Genomic DNA, 14,358 nt, shown 5'->3' on the forward strand with positions numbered 1-14,358 from the left:
GGGGGGTCGGTGTTTTTGGTGGTGCAGTTATACAGGTTAAACGGGTAACCCCTCCACTTCTCTGGCATTGCAACACCTGAGAAGTGCAGGTTTCACCGGTTAACCGGGGATTCCTACCAAGGGCCCGGATGCTCAACCCGAGCATCCGGGCCCTTCGCGTCCCATAGGGTTCGGCCATGCAGAGTTGGTTGGTGGCGCACTGGGTCGAGATCGCGGGGGTCGTCACCGGGGCGGCGTGCGTGATCCTGGCGGCGCGGCGGAGCATGTGGACGTACCCGATCGGGATCGCGAACACCGCGCTCTACCTGGTCGTCTTCGCCGAGAGTGCGCTCTACGCCGACGCGGCTCTGCAGATCATGTTCATGGTGCTCTCGGTGACCGGCTGGGTCGACTGGGCCAGGGCCCGGCGTCGGGAGTCGGAGGCCCATCTGCGCCGTGACGAGGCGTTCGTCGGGGTCGCCTCGGCCCGGACGCTGCTGCTCCTGGCGCTGGGGTTCGTGGTGGCGCTGGCGGCGATCGCGTACGTCCTGTTCGCCTTAACCGACTCCACGACCGAGCTTCCCGACGCCACGGTGACCGCGGGCAGCGTGATCGCGCAGATCATGCTCAACCGCCGCTGGTGGCAGTGCTGGCTGGTCTGGCTGGCCGTCGACGTCGTCTCCGTCGGTCTGTACGCCTACAAGGGACTGTGGCCGACCGCCGTGCTCTACCTCGGCTTCTGCGCGATCGTCCTGGTCGCGCTGCGGGACTGGCGCCGAGTGCTGGTCGGCCAGCGCGAGCCGGAGGTCGCGGGTGTCTGAGCCGTACCCATCTGAGATGGCATACGGGCACGGTCTGGTCCTCGGAAAGTTCTACCCGTTCCACGCCGGCCACCAGGCGCTCATCCGCGCGGCGCTGCGGGCATGTGACCGGGTCACCGTCGAGCTCCTCGGCTCGCAGGTGGAGACCATCCCGCTCGAGGTGCGCGCGGAGTGGCTGCGCGAGGAGCACCCGACCGCCCACGTGGTGGCCGCGATGGACGAGGCCCGGGTCGACTTCGACGACCCGGCGGCCTGGGACGAGCACATGGTCGTCATCTCCGAGCTGCTCCCGGGCCCGGTCGACGCGGTCTTCTCCTCCGACGCGTACGGCGAGGAGCTCGCCCGGCGGCTGGGCGCGACCTGGGTCCAGGTCGACCCCGGGCGAGTGTTCAACCCCGTCTCCGGCACCGCCGTACGCCCCGACCTGACCGAGCACTGGGCCGAGCTACCGGCTCCGGTCCGCGCCTGGCTCACCGAGCGGGTCGTGGTGCTCGGCGCGGAGTCGACCGGGACCACGACGCTGGCCGAGAGACTCGCCGCCGACCTGGGCACCCACTGCGTCCCGGAGTACGGCCGGCTCTGGTCCGAGATCCGTCCCGGCGGCCTGTTCACCCCCTGGCGCAGCGACGAGTTCGATCTGATCGTCGACCGGCAGATCGGCTGGGAGGACGCCGCCCGCAGACGGGTGCCGAAGCCGGTCCTGGTCTGCGACACCGACGTGCTCGCGACGACGCTGTGGCACGAGCGCTACGTCGGCCCGACCCCCGACCACCTGGTCGAACGCGCCGCGGCACACCGGCCGGTCGCGTACGTCCTGACCGGGGACGAGATCCCGTTCGTGCAGGATGGGATGCGCGACGGCGAGCACGTCCGGCACCGGATGCAGGAGCGGTTCCGCGAGGTGCTGGCCGAGCAGGAGGTGCCGTGGATCGAGGTCCGCGGCAGCGTGCAGGAGCGGCTCACCGCCACCCAAGAGTTTCTCGAGCCACTGCTCGGGCTAAGCAACCGGATCGGTCCGTCATTGGAGGAGTTGGGTAGATGAGTGACCGATGGCAGAAGACTTCGGCGTCGCCGACCGTGCCGCACGTCCAGCACGGCGGGCCGCGTGACGGCCTCACCGCCGCCGACCTCTTCAGGTCCCCGGACGAGACCGTCGAGCTGGACGAGAAGCTGCGACGTACGTATTTCTGGCTGGTCAACAAGGCGGTGATCTCGCCGTTCTACGACGTCGAGTTCGACGCCGCGAAGGCCAACCGGTTCCCCCTCGGCGATGCCGGCGCGGAGATCACGCTGCCGACCCAGCCGGCGTACTCCTCCAACGTGCTGCTGCCGCTGCTCACCTTCGCGGTCGGCGGGAAGTGCCTGATGATCGGCGGGCCCGGCCGCGGCAAGACGACCCTCGCGGTGCTGATGGGGGTGCTGTCCGGGGCGACCCCGGAGGACGTACGCCGCCACCTCCAGCAGGGGCAGCCGCAGCTGACCGTGTCAGATCTGGTCGGGCTGCCGCTGCCGCGCGACCTCGTCAGCGCGGGGTCGCTGGCGGAGATCACGATCGCCTGGAAGTCCTGGCTGACCCGATGCGTCAAGATCGTCGACGAGTACAACCGCATCCCCACCAAGACCCAGTCGGCGCTGCTCACCATGGTCGCCGAGGGCTATGTGGAGAGCCACGACCAGCTGCGCCGGACGGCCCCGGACGAGGGTGTCGAGAGCTGGTTCTTCACCGCCAACGACGACTCCGGCGGCGGCACCTTCCAGGTCATCCAGGCCCTCAAGGATCGGCTCGACGTCACCGTGCAGGCGTTCGGCTTCAACGGCCGCTTCTTCGACGAGCTGGTCACCCGGGTCGAGGCCGGCGAGCGGCCGGAGGAGCACGTGCCGTCCTCCTTGGTCTTCTCCGCCGACGAGCAGACAACGATGCTGGCCGCCATCCGGGCGGTCCCGCTGCCCGCGGACGTACGCCGGAAGCTGGAGTACTTCACCGGGCAGTTCGAGTTCGTGCAGCACGGCGGGCGGCGGTTCGAGTACCGCACCAAGGACGTCGTCGCGACCGCCGGCGGCGACGTGAGCGCGGTCATCGACGCCAACTCCGGCGCCGACCTGGTCGTCGACCTCGGCGCGCAGACCCTGAACGGACTCTCCGTGCGGGCGCTGCAGACCCTGATCCTGTACGCCAAGGCTTCGGCCTGGTTCCGCGGCGCCTCGTCCGTCGGGCTCGACGACGTGCGCGCCATGGTGCCGTTCGTGCTCCGCGGGAAGCTGCTGCCCAACCCGCAGCACCCGCGCTTCGAGGCCGGCGACAGGGAGCTCGCCCACGACCCGGCCTCCTGGCTCGTCGACCTCTTCGACACCGCGATGAAGCAGTTCGTCGCGCTCGGCCTCGACGCTTCCGACCCCGTCGGCGACCTGCTCGCCGAGCTCGGGGGCGGGCTGGACGGGCTCGACCGGCTGACCGTCTCGCAGCGGCTGACCCGGATCGAGTCGGAGGTCGGCCGGATCTCCAAGGTCGGCAAGATCTACGGCCGCGACTACGACGATCTGGTCGCGCTGAAGTATCTCCACCAGCGCTACTCCAACTACCTCCACTGGCTGGAAGGTTCATGATCCGGCGTCCTGGCCACTCGGTGAACGCCTCGGCGGCTCGCGAGCCCGTCTCGCTGCCTGCCGTCACCGGCCTCGATCTGGATCTGGCCGTCGCCAACGTTGCCCGCTGGGGCGGGGACACCGGGCTCTTCGGCGCCTCCCTGATCGCCGGGCTGGCCGCGGGTTCGCGCGTGCGCGAGACCGCGGCGGTCCAGGAGCTGGCCGCCGTGGCTGCCTGGCGCGCAGGAGTCATCGGCCTGCGCAAGGATGCCCTCCGAGCGGCGTCGTCCTGTCTCGACGCCGGGCTGGCGGACGCGGTCGGCGCGACACTCGGGATGCCGGGGACCGACGTGGCCGGATTCGTCGAGGGGCAGCGTACGGACCGGTTCTTCTGGCCCGCCTGGCAGCAGCTCGGCCGTGCCTATCTGATCGCCCGGATCGGCGGTTTCGCCGGGCTCGGCGGACCCTGGCTGGCGCACCCTGGCGACGTCATCGCGGCGGGTGAGGGCCGGTGGCTGGTGGAGGTCGGCGAGGAGCTGTGGGCGGTCGACGCCGACCTGTTCGGCCACTCGGTCTCGCTGGCCGGCGACGACCCGGCGGACGCCGGCGACCCCGGCGACCGCGGCGTCCGGGTGGTCAGCGTGCCCACGTCCTACCTGCTCGAGGTCGTGCGGGAGGCCGCGTGAGGGCGCCGACCGCGACGGAGCGCGAGGCCTGGGAGGCGGCCCTCGACCTGTGGGGCGTGGATCTCCATGACCCGGTCGTGCACACCGGTTCCGACGAAAAGAGCTTCGCCTGGTTCGGGTTCCCGCCGGAGGTCAACATCGACCCCGGCGAGCTCGCCCGCCACGGCGGAGAAGGGCATCTGACCAGCGTCTTCGCTCACGAGATCGGCCATCACGTGCTCTCCCCGAGCACCCGGGTCGACTCGCTGAAGATCCGTCAGCAGATGGCGCGGGTGATCGACCTCTACGACCGGCAGCACCGCCTCGACCTGGTCGCCGCGAGCGGGTTCTGCGCCAACCTGTGGTCCGACATGCTGATCAACGACCGGGTGATGCAGCTGCAGCGCGCCCGGCTCGCCCCGGACGAGACCCCCGACATGGTGCAGCTCACCCGGGCCCTCGCGGCGCCTGCGCTGGCCAAGGGTCTGCGCGGCGCGGAGGACAACGCGCTGTGGTGGGTGGTGCAGCGGGCGTACGAGCTCCTCTGGCGACTGCCAGAGGGCGACCTCGCCTGGCCCGAGCCGCCGATGCGGTGGAAGTCGGACTACGAGCAACAGCTCCGCAACGCCCGGCGCCGCCTGCACGGCTCGAAGTCGAAGCAGCGGAACGAGGCCTACCAGGCCAAGCGGGAGGTCGCCGAGCTCGAGTACGACCCACGAGCGGGCCTCGACCCGGCTCATGACGCGACGACGGTGGCCGACGTGGTGCGTACGCTCGCCGCCGACCCGGTCAGCGGCGCGGTGCCCTGGGCCATGGTGATGGCGCCCTACCTGCTGCTGGGCTTCAAGAGCAGCGGGTGCCACGAGGACTCGCCGGGCGCCCCCAGCGCGGCCGAGCTCGCCGGTGCGATCGGCGACCCACGGCTGCAGAAGCCGTTGGTGCACCCCGACGACGCCGAGGTCGTCCTCGCCGAGGGTGACGCCGCCGCGGCCGCCTCCGACGGCAGTGGGCAGGCGCTCGGGCTGGCCCGGACGCTGGAGCTGATGGCCGGTGCCGACCCCAACGCGGTGATGGCGGCCTGGTACGAGGCCGAGGCCCGCCCACACGTAGCGCCCCTGGTACAGCGCGGGCTCGCTCCCGCCGGCCCCGCGATCCCCGGCCCATTGGAGGAGTGGGAGCTCGGCGACGACTTGGCCGAGCTGGACTGGCCGGCGACGCTGACCACGGGTGCGGTGTTCGTGCCGGGAGTGACCACCCGGCGGCGTACGTTCATCGCGGACGAGCCCGAGCCGGCGTACGAGCCGGTCCTGCTCGATCTCTACCTCGACTCCTCGGGGTCGATGACGAACCCGCAGCGCGGTTCGGCCGCGATCGTCGCCGGGACGATCCTGTCGCTCTCGGTGCTGCGCGGCGGCGGGCGGGTGCGGGTCACCTCGTGGAGCTCGGCCGGCCAGGTCGCCGGCGACAGCGCCTACACGCGCGACCGGGTCGAGATCATGCGCCAGCTGACCACCTATTTCGGCGGCGGCACGACCTTTCCCCTGGACCTCCTGCGTGGCCGTTATCCCGAGAACCAACCGCCGGCCGAAGGACAGCGCCACCTCGTGGTGCTCTCCGACGCCGGGCTCGACACATTCCTGGGCCGCGGCCAGGAGGAGTACGCCGATGTGGCCCCCGCCGTGCGGCGCGTGATCGACACCGGGTCGCTGATGATCATCGGACACTGGCGCGGTCAGTCGCGCGAGCAGGCCGAACGGCTCGGCTACGACGTCGCCGAGATCCCGGACGTGATGCAGGCGCCCGCGGCGTGCGCGGCGCTCGCCGCCCGGATCGCCGCCTACACCCCAGAAGGAGCAACCCGTGGCTGACGAGGAGCTGTTCGAGGCCTGGCTCGACGAGGAGCTCGACCTCGACACCGCCTGGAACGGGCTGGCGCCGGGCCCGTCCGTCGACGAGGTGATGGCCCGGATCTCGACCACGCCGTCGTGGTTCCTCGACGACGCCGTCGACATCGTGGCGCTGGCCGGGGACGTGCTCGACACCTCCGGCGGGCAGTTCATCGCGGCTGCCCGGAGGGTGGCCGCGACCGGGAAGACAGCCGCGCGTCAGGGAGCCGGGGTCGTCCTGTGGCTGGTCGCCTCGCAGGAGCTGGCGGGACCGTTCTCGGCCGCGCTGCGCGAGGACCGGTTCGACCGGGCGCTGCTGACGCTCTCGCTACGCCTGGCCGCGGTCGTCGAACCGCAACGCTGGCTCGAGGAGGCCGAGCGCCGGGAGGAGGCGGCGCGGACCTTCCTGCTGTGGAACGGGCAGCTGCCGGCCCGCGAGGACGAGCGCAACGCCCGCGCGCTGTTGTCGCGCCTCGACTCCGCCGCCCGCGCCGAGGCGCTCGAACGGGCCCGGCGCGACCGGGAGCACCGCTCCGAGATCCGGCGGCGCTTGGAGGACGCGCGAGCGCGTGAGGCCGCCAGCCGTTACAGCCCGGAGTGACCGTGAGCGAGACACAGGACCCGCTTGACCTGGCCGAATACACCCCGATGGCCTCGGCCGCCCTCACCGACGCCGAACGCTGGCCGGGGCTCTCGGCCGCCGGAGAAGCTCGCCTGGCCGCGGCGGACGACCATCCCGCAGCGCCCGTCTGGCGGCACCGGGTCGGCCACCGGCTCACTCCGGCCGAGCAGGAGGCGGCCCGGTCACAGCTTCCGCTCGCGGGCTGGCTGGAGCAGCACCTGGCGGTGGCGCGGTCACTGCCTGCGTACCGTCGGCATCGGGGGACGCTCGACACCCTCGGTGAGTTTCCGCTGATCAGCCGGCAGAACCTGGTCGAGGACATCGGCGGGTTCGTGCCGCTGGACGCCGACTACGGACGGATGCTGCACGGCACCTCCTCGGGGAGCACCGGGGCGGCGCTGGTGATGCCGGACGACCCCGACGAGCTGGCCCGTGGGTTCCACTGGCTGCGCGACCTGGTCGCCGGACTGACCGGCGGCTGGGCGCCGGATCCGGCTCGTTTCGCCGTGGTGCAGGTCGTGTGGCAGCGCCAGGCGTTCACGTACGTCTCGGTCGCACCCGGCTTCGGCGAGAGCCTCGTCGCGCGGGTCAACCTGCACCCCGGCGAGTGGGCGACGGAGCAGCAGCGGGCGTTCCTGCGCGACGCCGACCCGCAGGTGGTCTCCGGCCACCCCACGTCGCTTGAGCATCTCCTCGACCTCCGCGACGTCGTATGCCCGATCGCGATCATCTCCTCCGCGATGGCGTTGAGCGCGACGCTGCGCGCGGACCTGGAGCGGACCTTCCAGTGCCCCGTGATCGACGTCTACGGGCTGCACGAGACACGGCCGGTGGCGGTCAGCACCGATGGCGGCCCGTTCGTCGTCGCCGACCGCCGGGTCCACGTCGAGATTCTCGGTGCCGACGGTGCGCCGCTCCCCGAGGGCGAGATCGGCGAGATCGTCGTCACCGCAGGTGAGAACGCCTTTCTGCCCCTGGTCCGCTACCGCACCGGCGACACCGGCCGCCTGGTTCGCGTCGACGGCAGGCTCGCGATCGATGCCCTCGAAGGGCGCGAGGCCACCGTCTTCACCACCCCGGTCGGCACCCTCGTCCCCTGCGTCGACCTCACCCAGCATCTCCAGGACGCGGGCGCTCGTGGCTGGTCCGTCGAGCAGACCGCCGACGGCACGGTCGTCGCCACCATCGCCGGCGGCGACGCCGGCGCGGTCGCCGCCCGCCTCGGCACCATGCTCGCCCGCGACGTCACCGTCCGCCGCGTCGACACTCTCGCCGACCTGGGCGAAGGCAAGCCCCGCCGCTACCGGTCGTCCATTCCCCGGGGCGTCGTCACCCCTCCCGGATGACCGCGACCTGACCCGCGCGGACGAGGTGCGGGCCGCCCTCGTTGCCGGAGAGCAGGTCGGTGCCGCGGACGGGGACGATGACCGCCTCATGGGTGTGGTTGATGACGAAGACGTACGCCCCCTGCTCACCGACCCGCCGGGTCGCCTCGACACCCTCGGGGAGGCCCCCGACGACCGGCTTGGTCGCGGTGAAGATCTGGGTGGCCAGGGTGTCGAGGGCGTCGGGGGTGAGCTCGGTGCCGACGTACCAGGCGGTGCCCTTGCCGACGCGTCTGCGCGTGACGGCCGGGTCGCCGGCGCAGTCGCCGGTGGCGTACGTCGCCAGGACGTCGGCCCCGACGGCACGGCCGCGCTCGCTCCAGATCGCGCCGGAACCGTAGGCAGTCAGCGGGATCTCGTCGCCCTCGGGCAGCGGACAGAACTCCTCGATCCGCACGCCGAGAAGATCGGACAGCGCGCCCGGATAGCCGCCCAACCGGATGTGGTCGTGCTCGTCGACGATCCCAGTGAAGTAGGTGGCGACCAGGGTGCCACCGGCCTCGACGAACGCGGTGAGCCGGTCGACGGTCTCGTCAGCGAGCAGGTACTGGACCGGCAGCACCACGACGTCGTAGCCCTCGAGCGGGTCGGTCACACCCACGACGTCGACGCCGAGGTTGCGGGCCCAGCAGGCCTTGTGCCAGGCCCGGGTGGTCGCCATCGGGTCGACGTCAACCGACGGGTGCGAGTCGAAGGTCGCCGCCCACCACGAGTCCCAGTCGAAGACGATCGCGACGCTCGCCTGATCCACCCTGGTGCCGGCGACCTCCGCGATCGCGGAGAGATCCGCCCCGAGGCGTACGACGTCTCGCCACAGCCGGCTCTCGGTGCCGGCGTGCGGAACCATCGCGGAGTGGAACTTCTCCGCACCACCGCGCGAGGCACGCCACTGGAAGAACAGGGCGCCGTCCGCGCCGCGGGCGACGTGCTGGAAGGAGTTGCGGCGCATCTCGCCGGCGGTCTTGGCGATGTTGCGCGGCTGCCAGTTGACCGCGGAGGTGGAGTGCTCCATCAGCAGCCACGGCTCGCCGTGGGCCAGCGAGCGGGTCAGGTCGGCGGTCATGGCGAGCTGTGGGGTGCGGTCCTCGTCGGCGGCGTTCAGGTAGTGGTCGTTGGAGACGAGGTCCCCGACGTCGACCCAGCTGCGGTAGTCGAGCGACTTGCGGAAGCCCATGAAGTTGGTGGTCAGCGGCTTGTCGGAGTGCGCCCGCACCGCCGCCGCCTCGACCCGGTAGATGTCGCGGATCTCGTCGGAGCAGAACCGCCACCAGTCCAGCTGCTGACCGGGGTTGGCGAAGTTGCCGTAGGAGACCTGTCGCGGCGGCCCGATCTGCTCCCAGCTGGTGTAGCGCTGGCTCCAGAAGGCCGTCGCCCACGCGTCGTTGAGTTTCTCGATCGACCCGTGACGCTCCTGCAGCCAGCGCCGGAAAGCCACCGCGCTGGCGTCGCAGAAGCAGTGGTCGTTGTGGCAGCCGTACTCGTTGTTGACGTGCCACATCACCACCGCCGGGTGGTCGTCGTACCGCTTGACCAGCTCAGTGATGAGGGTCGTGGCCGCGTCGCGGTAGGCGGTCGACGAGGGACAGTACGCCTGGCGCGCACCGAACGCGCGCGGGTTGCCGATCTGGTCGACGAGCATCGCCTCCGGGTGACGCTCGAGGAACCACGGCGGCGGGCTCGCGGTCGCGGTCGCCAGGTCCACGGCGATCCCCCCGGCGTGCAGCTTGTCGAGAACCCGGTCGAGCCAGCCGAAGTCGTACGTCCCGGGCTCGGGCTCGAGCAGGGCCCAGGAGAAGATCCCCACGCTGACTAGGTTGACCCCGGCCTCCCGCATGAGGCGTACGTCCTCGTCCCAGACCTCCTCCGGCCACTGCTCCGGGTTGTAGTCAGCGCCGTAGGCGATCCGTCCGCCGAGCGCCTGGGTGACCTGTTCCATCCCCGTCGCGGGTCCCGTCGCGGGTCCCGTCACGGGGCCAGCCGCTCGGTGCGCCACTTGTCGCCATCGCGCAGGTAGACGAGCCGGTCGTGCATCCGCCCCGGCCGCCCCTGCCAGAACTCCACCCGCTCCGGCTCGACCCGGTAGCCGCCCCACTCCTCGGGCACCGGGACCGGCCGGCCCTCGAACTGCGCCTCGATCCGTTCGTAGGCCTCCTCCAGCTCCTCGCGCCCAGCGACGACCCGGCTCTGGTGGGAGGCGTGGGCGCCGAGCTGGGAGCCGCGCGGACGCTGGGAGAAGTAGGCCTCGACGGCTTCGCTGGAGAGCTCGTGGGCGAGCCCGTCGATGCGTACCTGCCTCTCCAGCGGATGCCACGGGAAGAGCACCGCGCAGCGCGGGTTGTGCTCGAGGTCGGAGCCCTTGCGGGAGGCGGTGTTGGTGAAGAAGGTGAAGCCCTCGGTCGAGAAGCCCTTCAGCAGCACGGTCCGCGACGAGGGCGCGCCGTCCACCGAGACGGTCGAGACCACCATCGCGTTGGGCTCGACGATGCCCGCGTCCCGAGCCTCGGCGTACCACCTCTCGAACATCAGGAACGGGTCGCTCGCGAGATCGTCCTCGTGCAGCCCGCTGCGGGTGTAGTTCTCTCGTGCTGCCGCCAGCTCAGCCGCCAGATCCATGCCGTCGAGCCTATCTTCTGGGCGGGTGGGGCAGAATGCGCAACGACACTAGGAGAATGGGAGACGGCAGTGAGCCAGGTACAGCACGGTCTCGAGGGCGTCGTGGCCTTCGAGACTCAGATCGCGGAGCCCGACAAAGAGGGATCGGCACTTCGCTACCGCGGGGTCGACATCGAGGACATCGTCGGCCGAGTGCCGTTCGAGAACGTCTGGGGCCTGCTGATCGACGGCTCATACGGCCCCGGCCTGCCGCCCGCCGAGGCCTACAACCTGCCGGTGCACACCGGTGACGTGCGCGTCGACGTCCAGGCCGCCATCCCCATGCTCGCGCCCGCATTCGGGTTCGGGCAGACCTACGACATCTCCGACGAGCAGGCCCGCGAGGACCTCGCCCGCGTGGCCGTCATGGTTCTCTCGTACGCCGGCCAGTCGGCCCGCGACATCCACCTGCCGATCGTGCCGCAGCGTGAGGTCGACAAGGGCAAGACCCTCGCCGAGCGCTTCCTGATCCGCTGGCGCGGCGAGGCCGACCCCGCCCACGCCCACGCGATCGACGCCTACTGGTCCTCTGCCGCCGAGCACGGCATGAACGCCTCCACCTTCACCGCCCGGGTGATCACCTCCACCGGTGCCGACGTGGCTGCCGCCTTCTCCGGCGCGATCGGCGCGATGAGCGGGCCCCTGCACGGTGGCGCGCCCTCACGCGTGCTCGGCATGATCGAAGACGTCGAGAAGGCGGGCGACGCCTCCGGCTATGTGAAGGGCCTGCTCGACTCCGGCGAGCGCCTGATGGGCTTCGGCCACCGCGTCTACCGCGCCGAGGACCCGCGTGCGCGCGTCCTGCGCCGCACCGCGCGCGAGCTCAACGCGCCCCGCTACGAGGTCGCCGAGGCCCTGGAGAAGGCCGCGCTCGAGGAGCTTCGCGCCCGGCGTCCCGACCGCGTCCTGGAGACCAACGTCGAGTTCTGGGCCGCGATCGTCCTCGACTTCGCCCAGATCCCGGCCAACATGTTCACCTCGATGTTCACCTGCGCCCGCACGGGTGGCTGGTCCGCCCACATCCTGGAGCAGAAGAAGACCGGCCGGTTGATCCGCCCGAGCGCCATCTACACCGGCCCCTCCCCCCGCCCCGCCGACGCGGTCGAGGGCTGGAACGCCGACTGGGCGAAGTGACCCGTCCGCTCCTCAGATCCTGATCGCGGCGCCGGTGACCCGCACCCGCGGGTCGCCGGCGCGCAGGTCGACCTCCAGCAGTGACGGGCTGCCCATGTCGTGCCCCTGGTGGAGGGTGAGGCTCGCGTCCTCCGGGACCAGGGCCATCTCACGGGCGTAGGCGCCGAAGGCCGCGGCCGCGGCTCCGGTCGCGGCGTCCTCCACCACTCCGCCAACCGGGAACGGGTCGCGGACGTGGAACACCGTCGGCGACTCCCGCCACACCAGCTGCACCGTCGCCAGATCGAGCTGCTCCGTCAACCGGAGCAGCCGGTCGAAGTCGTAGTCCAGCTCCGCCAGACGCTCGCGGGTGGCGGCCGCCAGCACCAGGTGACGTACTCCCGCGAAGGCGATCCTGGGCGGCAGCTCGGCGTCGAGCTCGTCCTCCCGCCAGCCGAGCGCCGCGAGAGCCTCCGCGACGTCTGCCGGGTCCACGTCATGCACCCGGGGCTCGACGCTGGTGAGAGTGGCCTTCAGGACGCCGTCGTCGTTGCGCACCGCGACGGGGACGTGGCCGGCCGCGGTGTGGAAGTCGAAGTCGCCCACGCCGATGTGCTCGCCGAGTGCCACCGCGGTGGCCACCGTGGCATGACCGCAGAAGCCCACTTCGGCCTTGGGGCTGAAGAAGCGCAGGGTGAATGACCGGTCGTCGTCCGGGCTCGGTCCGGGGGTCAGGAAGGCGGACTCCGAGTAGCCGAGCTCGGCGGCGATCGTCAGCATCTGCTCGTCGTCGAGTGCGGATGCGTCGAGGATGACGCCGGCTCCGTTGCCGCCGCTCGGGCTGGTGGTGAATGCGGAGTAGTGCAAGATCTCGGTCATGGCTGGGATCATCCATCCGCAGGTGGACCTCGGCGAAACGAATTTTCGTTCGGCCAGGTCAGAGCCTCTTGGCCATGCAGCGGACGAGCTCGTCGTCCTTGTAGAAGCCGAACGGCTCGACGTGGGAGTAGCCCTGCGCCTCGTAGAGCCCGATGGCCTCGTGCTGGAGGCCGCCGGTGGTGAGGACCATGGCCTCGAAGCCGACGCTGCGGGCCGAGTCCTCGACGTGGGCAAGCATCCGCTTGGCGAGCCCTCGGCCCTGGGCCTCGGGCACGACGTACATCCGCTTGATCTCGGCGGTCACCACGGTCCCGAGGGCGGGCTCACCGGAGCGTCGCCAGGCGCCGGAGGCGACCGGGACGTCGTCGAGGTAGCCCAGGAAGTACTCACCCGCGGGCGGCTCGAACATCTCCGGCACGGTCGGGTCGTAGTCGGGTTCGCCGTAGCGTTCGACGTAGAACTCCTGGACCCGGTCGACCAGCTTCTGAGCATCAGGATGGTCGTACGCGACCCGGCGAATCTCAACAGACACGTCGGTATTCTGGCCGATGCCCGCAACTTGCGAGAATGGGTTTATGACGCTGCAGATCCCCGCCGACCTCCTGCCCGCCGACGGACGTTTCGGGTCCGGGCCGTCCAAGGTGCCCGACGGCCGCCTGGAGGCGCTCGCCGCGACCGGGGTGTCGGTGATGGGGACCTCCCACCGGCAGCAGCCGGTGAAGGATCTCGTCGCCCGCGTCCAGACCGGGCTGGCCGACCTGTTCTCGCTGCCGGAGGGCTACGAGGTCGTCATCGGCAACGGCGGCTCGGTGGCGTTCTTCGACCTGGTGACGTACGCCCTGGTGCGCGAGCGCAGCCAGCACGCCGTCTTCGGGGCGTTCGGCAAGAAGTTCCTCTCCGCGGCCAAGGCGGCGCCGTGGCTGGCCGACCCGTCGGTGATCTCGGCCGACCCGGGGTCGCTGGCCGTGCCGGCGTACGAGGACGGCATCGATATTTACGCATGGACACATAACGAGACCTCGACGGGTGTGATGGCTCCGGTCGTACGTCCCGCCGGCGCGGGGGCGGACCAGCTCACCATCGTCGACGCGACCTCGGCCGCCGGCGGGCTGCCGCTCGAGGTGACCCAGAGCGACGTCTACTACTTCGCGCCGCAGAAGTCGTTCGCCTCCGACGGCGGCCTGTGGCTGACCCTGCTCTCCCCTGCCGCGATCGCGCGGGCCGAGGAGATCGCGGCGAGCGGCCGGCACATCCCGTCGTTCTTCTCGCTGACCGAGGCGATCAAGCAGTCCCGCAGCGCGCAGACCGTCAACACCCCCGCGGTCGCGACGCTCTTCCTGATGGCCGAGCAGCTCGACTGGATGAACTCCTCGGGCGGGCTGGACGCGATGGTCGCCCTCACCACCGCCTCCTCCGACGCGCTCTACGCATGGGCCGAGAAGGCGCCGTACGTCCGCCCGTTCGTCGAGGACCCCACCCACCGCTCTCTCGTCGTCGGCACCGTCGAGCTCGACGCCGGCATCGACAAGGACGAGCTACGCCGCGTACTCGCCGAGAACGGCGTCGTCGACCTCGACGCCTACCGCGGCGTCGGCAGCAACCAGCTCCGGATTGCGATGTACCCCTCCGTCGACGCCGCCGACATCGAGGCCCTCACCGCCTGCATCGACTGGGTCGTCGACCGCCTCTGATTCGCCGAGTCGGCTCGTCATGACGAGCCGACTCGGCGTCAGGTGGGCTATATATTAATAGCACACCTCTGAAAACCCCTCA

At 71.0% G+C, this 14,358-nt stretch carries 13 protein-coding genes; 9 read left to right on the forward strand and 4 right to left on the reverse strand.

Going from position 1 to position 14,358, the window contains the following annotated elements; genetic code table 11:
- Positions 1-176 precede the first annotated feature (176 nt).
- From pnuC to ABZU72_RS28005, 7 genes are read left to right on the forward strand one after another with little or no spacing between them, the layout of a single operon-like run.
- The gene (pnuC, locus tag ABZU72_RS27975) at positions 177-800 is read left to right on the forward strand and encodes a nicotinamide riboside transporter PnuC (RefSeq protein WP_355022040.1); all 624 of its coding nucleotides are present in this window, start codon (positions 177-179) and stop codon (positions 798-800) included.
- A gap of 16 nt (positions 801-816) precedes the next feature.
- The gene (locus tag ABZU72_RS27980; protein WP_355022041.1) at positions 817-1,842 is read left to right on the forward strand and encodes an AAA family ATPase; all 1,026 of its coding nucleotides are present in this window, start codon (positions 817-819) and stop codon (positions 1,840-1,842) included.
- Positions 1,839-3,404, forward strand: coding sequence for a MoxR family ATPase (locus ABZU72_RS27985; protein WP_355022042.1), 1,566 nt, complete (start codon positions 1,839-1,841; stop codon positions 3,402-3,404). Before ABZU72_RS27980 ends, ABZU72_RS27985 begins: the two co-directional genes overlap by 4 nt.
- Entirely contained in the window at positions 3,401-4,069 is a 669-nt protein-coding gene (locus ABZU72_RS27990) for a hypothetical protein (RefSeq protein WP_355022043.1), read from the forward strand. Before ABZU72_RS27985 ends, ABZU72_RS27990 begins: the two co-directional genes overlap by 4 nt.
- Entirely contained in the window at positions 4,066-5,916 is a 1,851-nt protein-coding gene (locus tag ABZU72_RS27995; RefSeq protein ID WP_355022044.1) for a hypothetical protein, read from the forward strand. Before ABZU72_RS27990 ends, ABZU72_RS27995 begins: the two co-directional genes overlap by 4 nt.
- Positions 5,909-6,535, forward strand: coding sequence for a hypothetical protein (locus tag ABZU72_RS28000; RefSeq protein ID WP_355022045.1), 627 nt, complete (start codon positions 5,909-5,911; stop codon positions 6,533-6,535). The genes ABZU72_RS27995 and ABZU72_RS28000 overlap by 8 nt, the downstream gene beginning before the upstream one ends.
- A gap of 2 nt (positions 6,536-6,537) precedes the next feature.
- Positions 6,538-7,902, forward strand: a complete 1,365-nt coding sequence (locus tag ABZU72_RS28005; protein ID WP_355022046.1) for an AMP-binding protein — start codon at positions 6,538-6,540, stop codon at positions 7,900-7,902.
- Here ABZU72_RS28005 and ABZU72_RS28010 read toward each other — a convergent pair.
- Together ABZU72_RS28010 and pdxH are read right to left on the reverse strand one after the other, a co-directional pair.
- Positions 7,886-9,877 (reverse strand): beta-galactosidase, encoded by a 1,992-nt coding sequence (locus ABZU72_RS28010; protein ID WP_355022047.1) that lies wholly within the window; start codon positions 9,875-9,877, stop codon positions 7,886-7,888. The two genes, ABZU72_RS28005 and ABZU72_RS28010, sit on opposite strands and share 17 nt — an antisense overlap.
- Positions 9,878-9,906: 29 nt before the next feature.
- Positions 9,907-10,554, reverse strand: coding sequence for a pyridoxamine 5'-phosphate oxidase (gene pdxH, locus ABZU72_RS28015; protein WP_355022048.1), 648 nt, complete (start codon positions 10,552-10,554; stop codon positions 9,907-9,909).
- 69 nt (positions 10,555-10,623) lie between these two features.
- Here pdxH and ABZU72_RS28020 point away from each other — a divergent pair, with 69 nt between their 5' ends.
- Complete coding sequence (locus ABZU72_RS28020) at positions 10,624-11,727, forward strand: citrate synthase 2 (protein ID WP_355022049.1); 1,104 nt, start codon at positions 10,624-10,626, stop codon at positions 11,725-11,727.
- A 12-nt stretch (positions 11,728-11,739) separates the two neighbouring features.
- On the opposite strand, the gene ABZU72_RS28025 is transcribed toward ABZU72_RS28020, so the two are convergent.
- Complete coding sequence (locus ABZU72_RS28025) at positions 11,740-12,585, reverse strand: PhzF family phenazine biosynthesis isomerase (protein WP_355022050.1); 846 nt, start codon at positions 12,583-12,585, stop codon at positions 11,740-11,742.
- Between the two features lie 58 nt (positions 12,586-12,643).
- Positions 12,644-13,117: a GNAT family N-acetyltransferase gene (locus ABZU72_RS28030; RefSeq protein ID WP_355022051.1), complete on the reverse strand. Its 474-nt coding sequence runs from the start codon at positions 13,115-13,117 to the stop codon at positions 12,644-12,646.
- Between the two features lie 43 nt (positions 13,118-13,160).
- Here ABZU72_RS28030 and serC point away from each other — a divergent pair, with 43 nt between their 5' ends.
- Positions 13,161-14,276 carry a phosphoserine transaminase gene (serC, locus tag ABZU72_RS28035; RefSeq protein WP_355022052.1) on the forward strand — a complete coding sequence of 372 codons (1,116 nt, stop codon included), beginning with the start codon at positions 13,161-13,163 and terminating at the stop codon, positions 14,274-14,276.
- Positions 14,277-14,358 lie beyond the last annotated feature (82 nt).

Origin of the sequence: Nocardioides sp. NPDC004968, assembly GCF_040608935.1 — a bacterium.
In the GTDB taxonomy this organism is placed as follows: domain Bacteria; phylum Actinomycetota; class Actinomycetes; order Propionibacteriales; family Nocardioidaceae; genus Nocardioides.

What these genes read in the sequence shown, in the direction of transcription:
- ABZU72_RS27985 (WP_355022042.1), top strand. Translation starts at nt 1,839, where the DNA reads ATGAGTGACCGATGGCAGAAGACTTCGGCGTCGCCGACCGTGCCGCAC.
- ABZU72_RS27980 (WP_355022041.1), top strand. Translation starts at nt 817, where the DNA reads ATGGCATACGGGCACGGTCTGGTCCTCGGAAAGTTCTACCCGTTCCAC.
- ABZU72_RS27990 (WP_355022043.1), top strand. Translation starts at nt 3,401, where the DNA reads ATGATCCGGCGTCCTGGCCACTCGGTGAACGCCTCGGCGGCTCGCGAG.
- pnuC (WP_355022040.1), top strand. Translation starts at nt 177, where the DNA reads ATGCAGAGTTGGTTGGTGGCGCACTGGGTCGAGATCGCGGGGGTCGTC.
- ABZU72_RS28010 (WP_355022047.1), bottom strand. Translation starts at nt 9,877, where the DNA reads ATGGAACAGGTCACCCAGGCGCTCGGCGGACGGATCGCCTACGGCGCT.
- pdxH (WP_355022048.1), bottom strand. Translation starts at nt 10,554, where the DNA reads ATGGATCTGGCGGCTGAGCTGGCGGCAGCACGAGAGAACTACACCCGC.
- serC (WP_355022052.1), top strand. Translation starts at nt 13,161, where the DNA reads ATGACGCTGCAGATCCCCGCCGACCTCCTGCCCGCCGACGGACGTTTC.
- ABZU72_RS28025 (WP_355022050.1), bottom strand. Translation starts at nt 12,585, where the DNA reads ATGACCGAGATCTTGCACTACTCCGCATTCACCACCAGCCCGAGCGGC.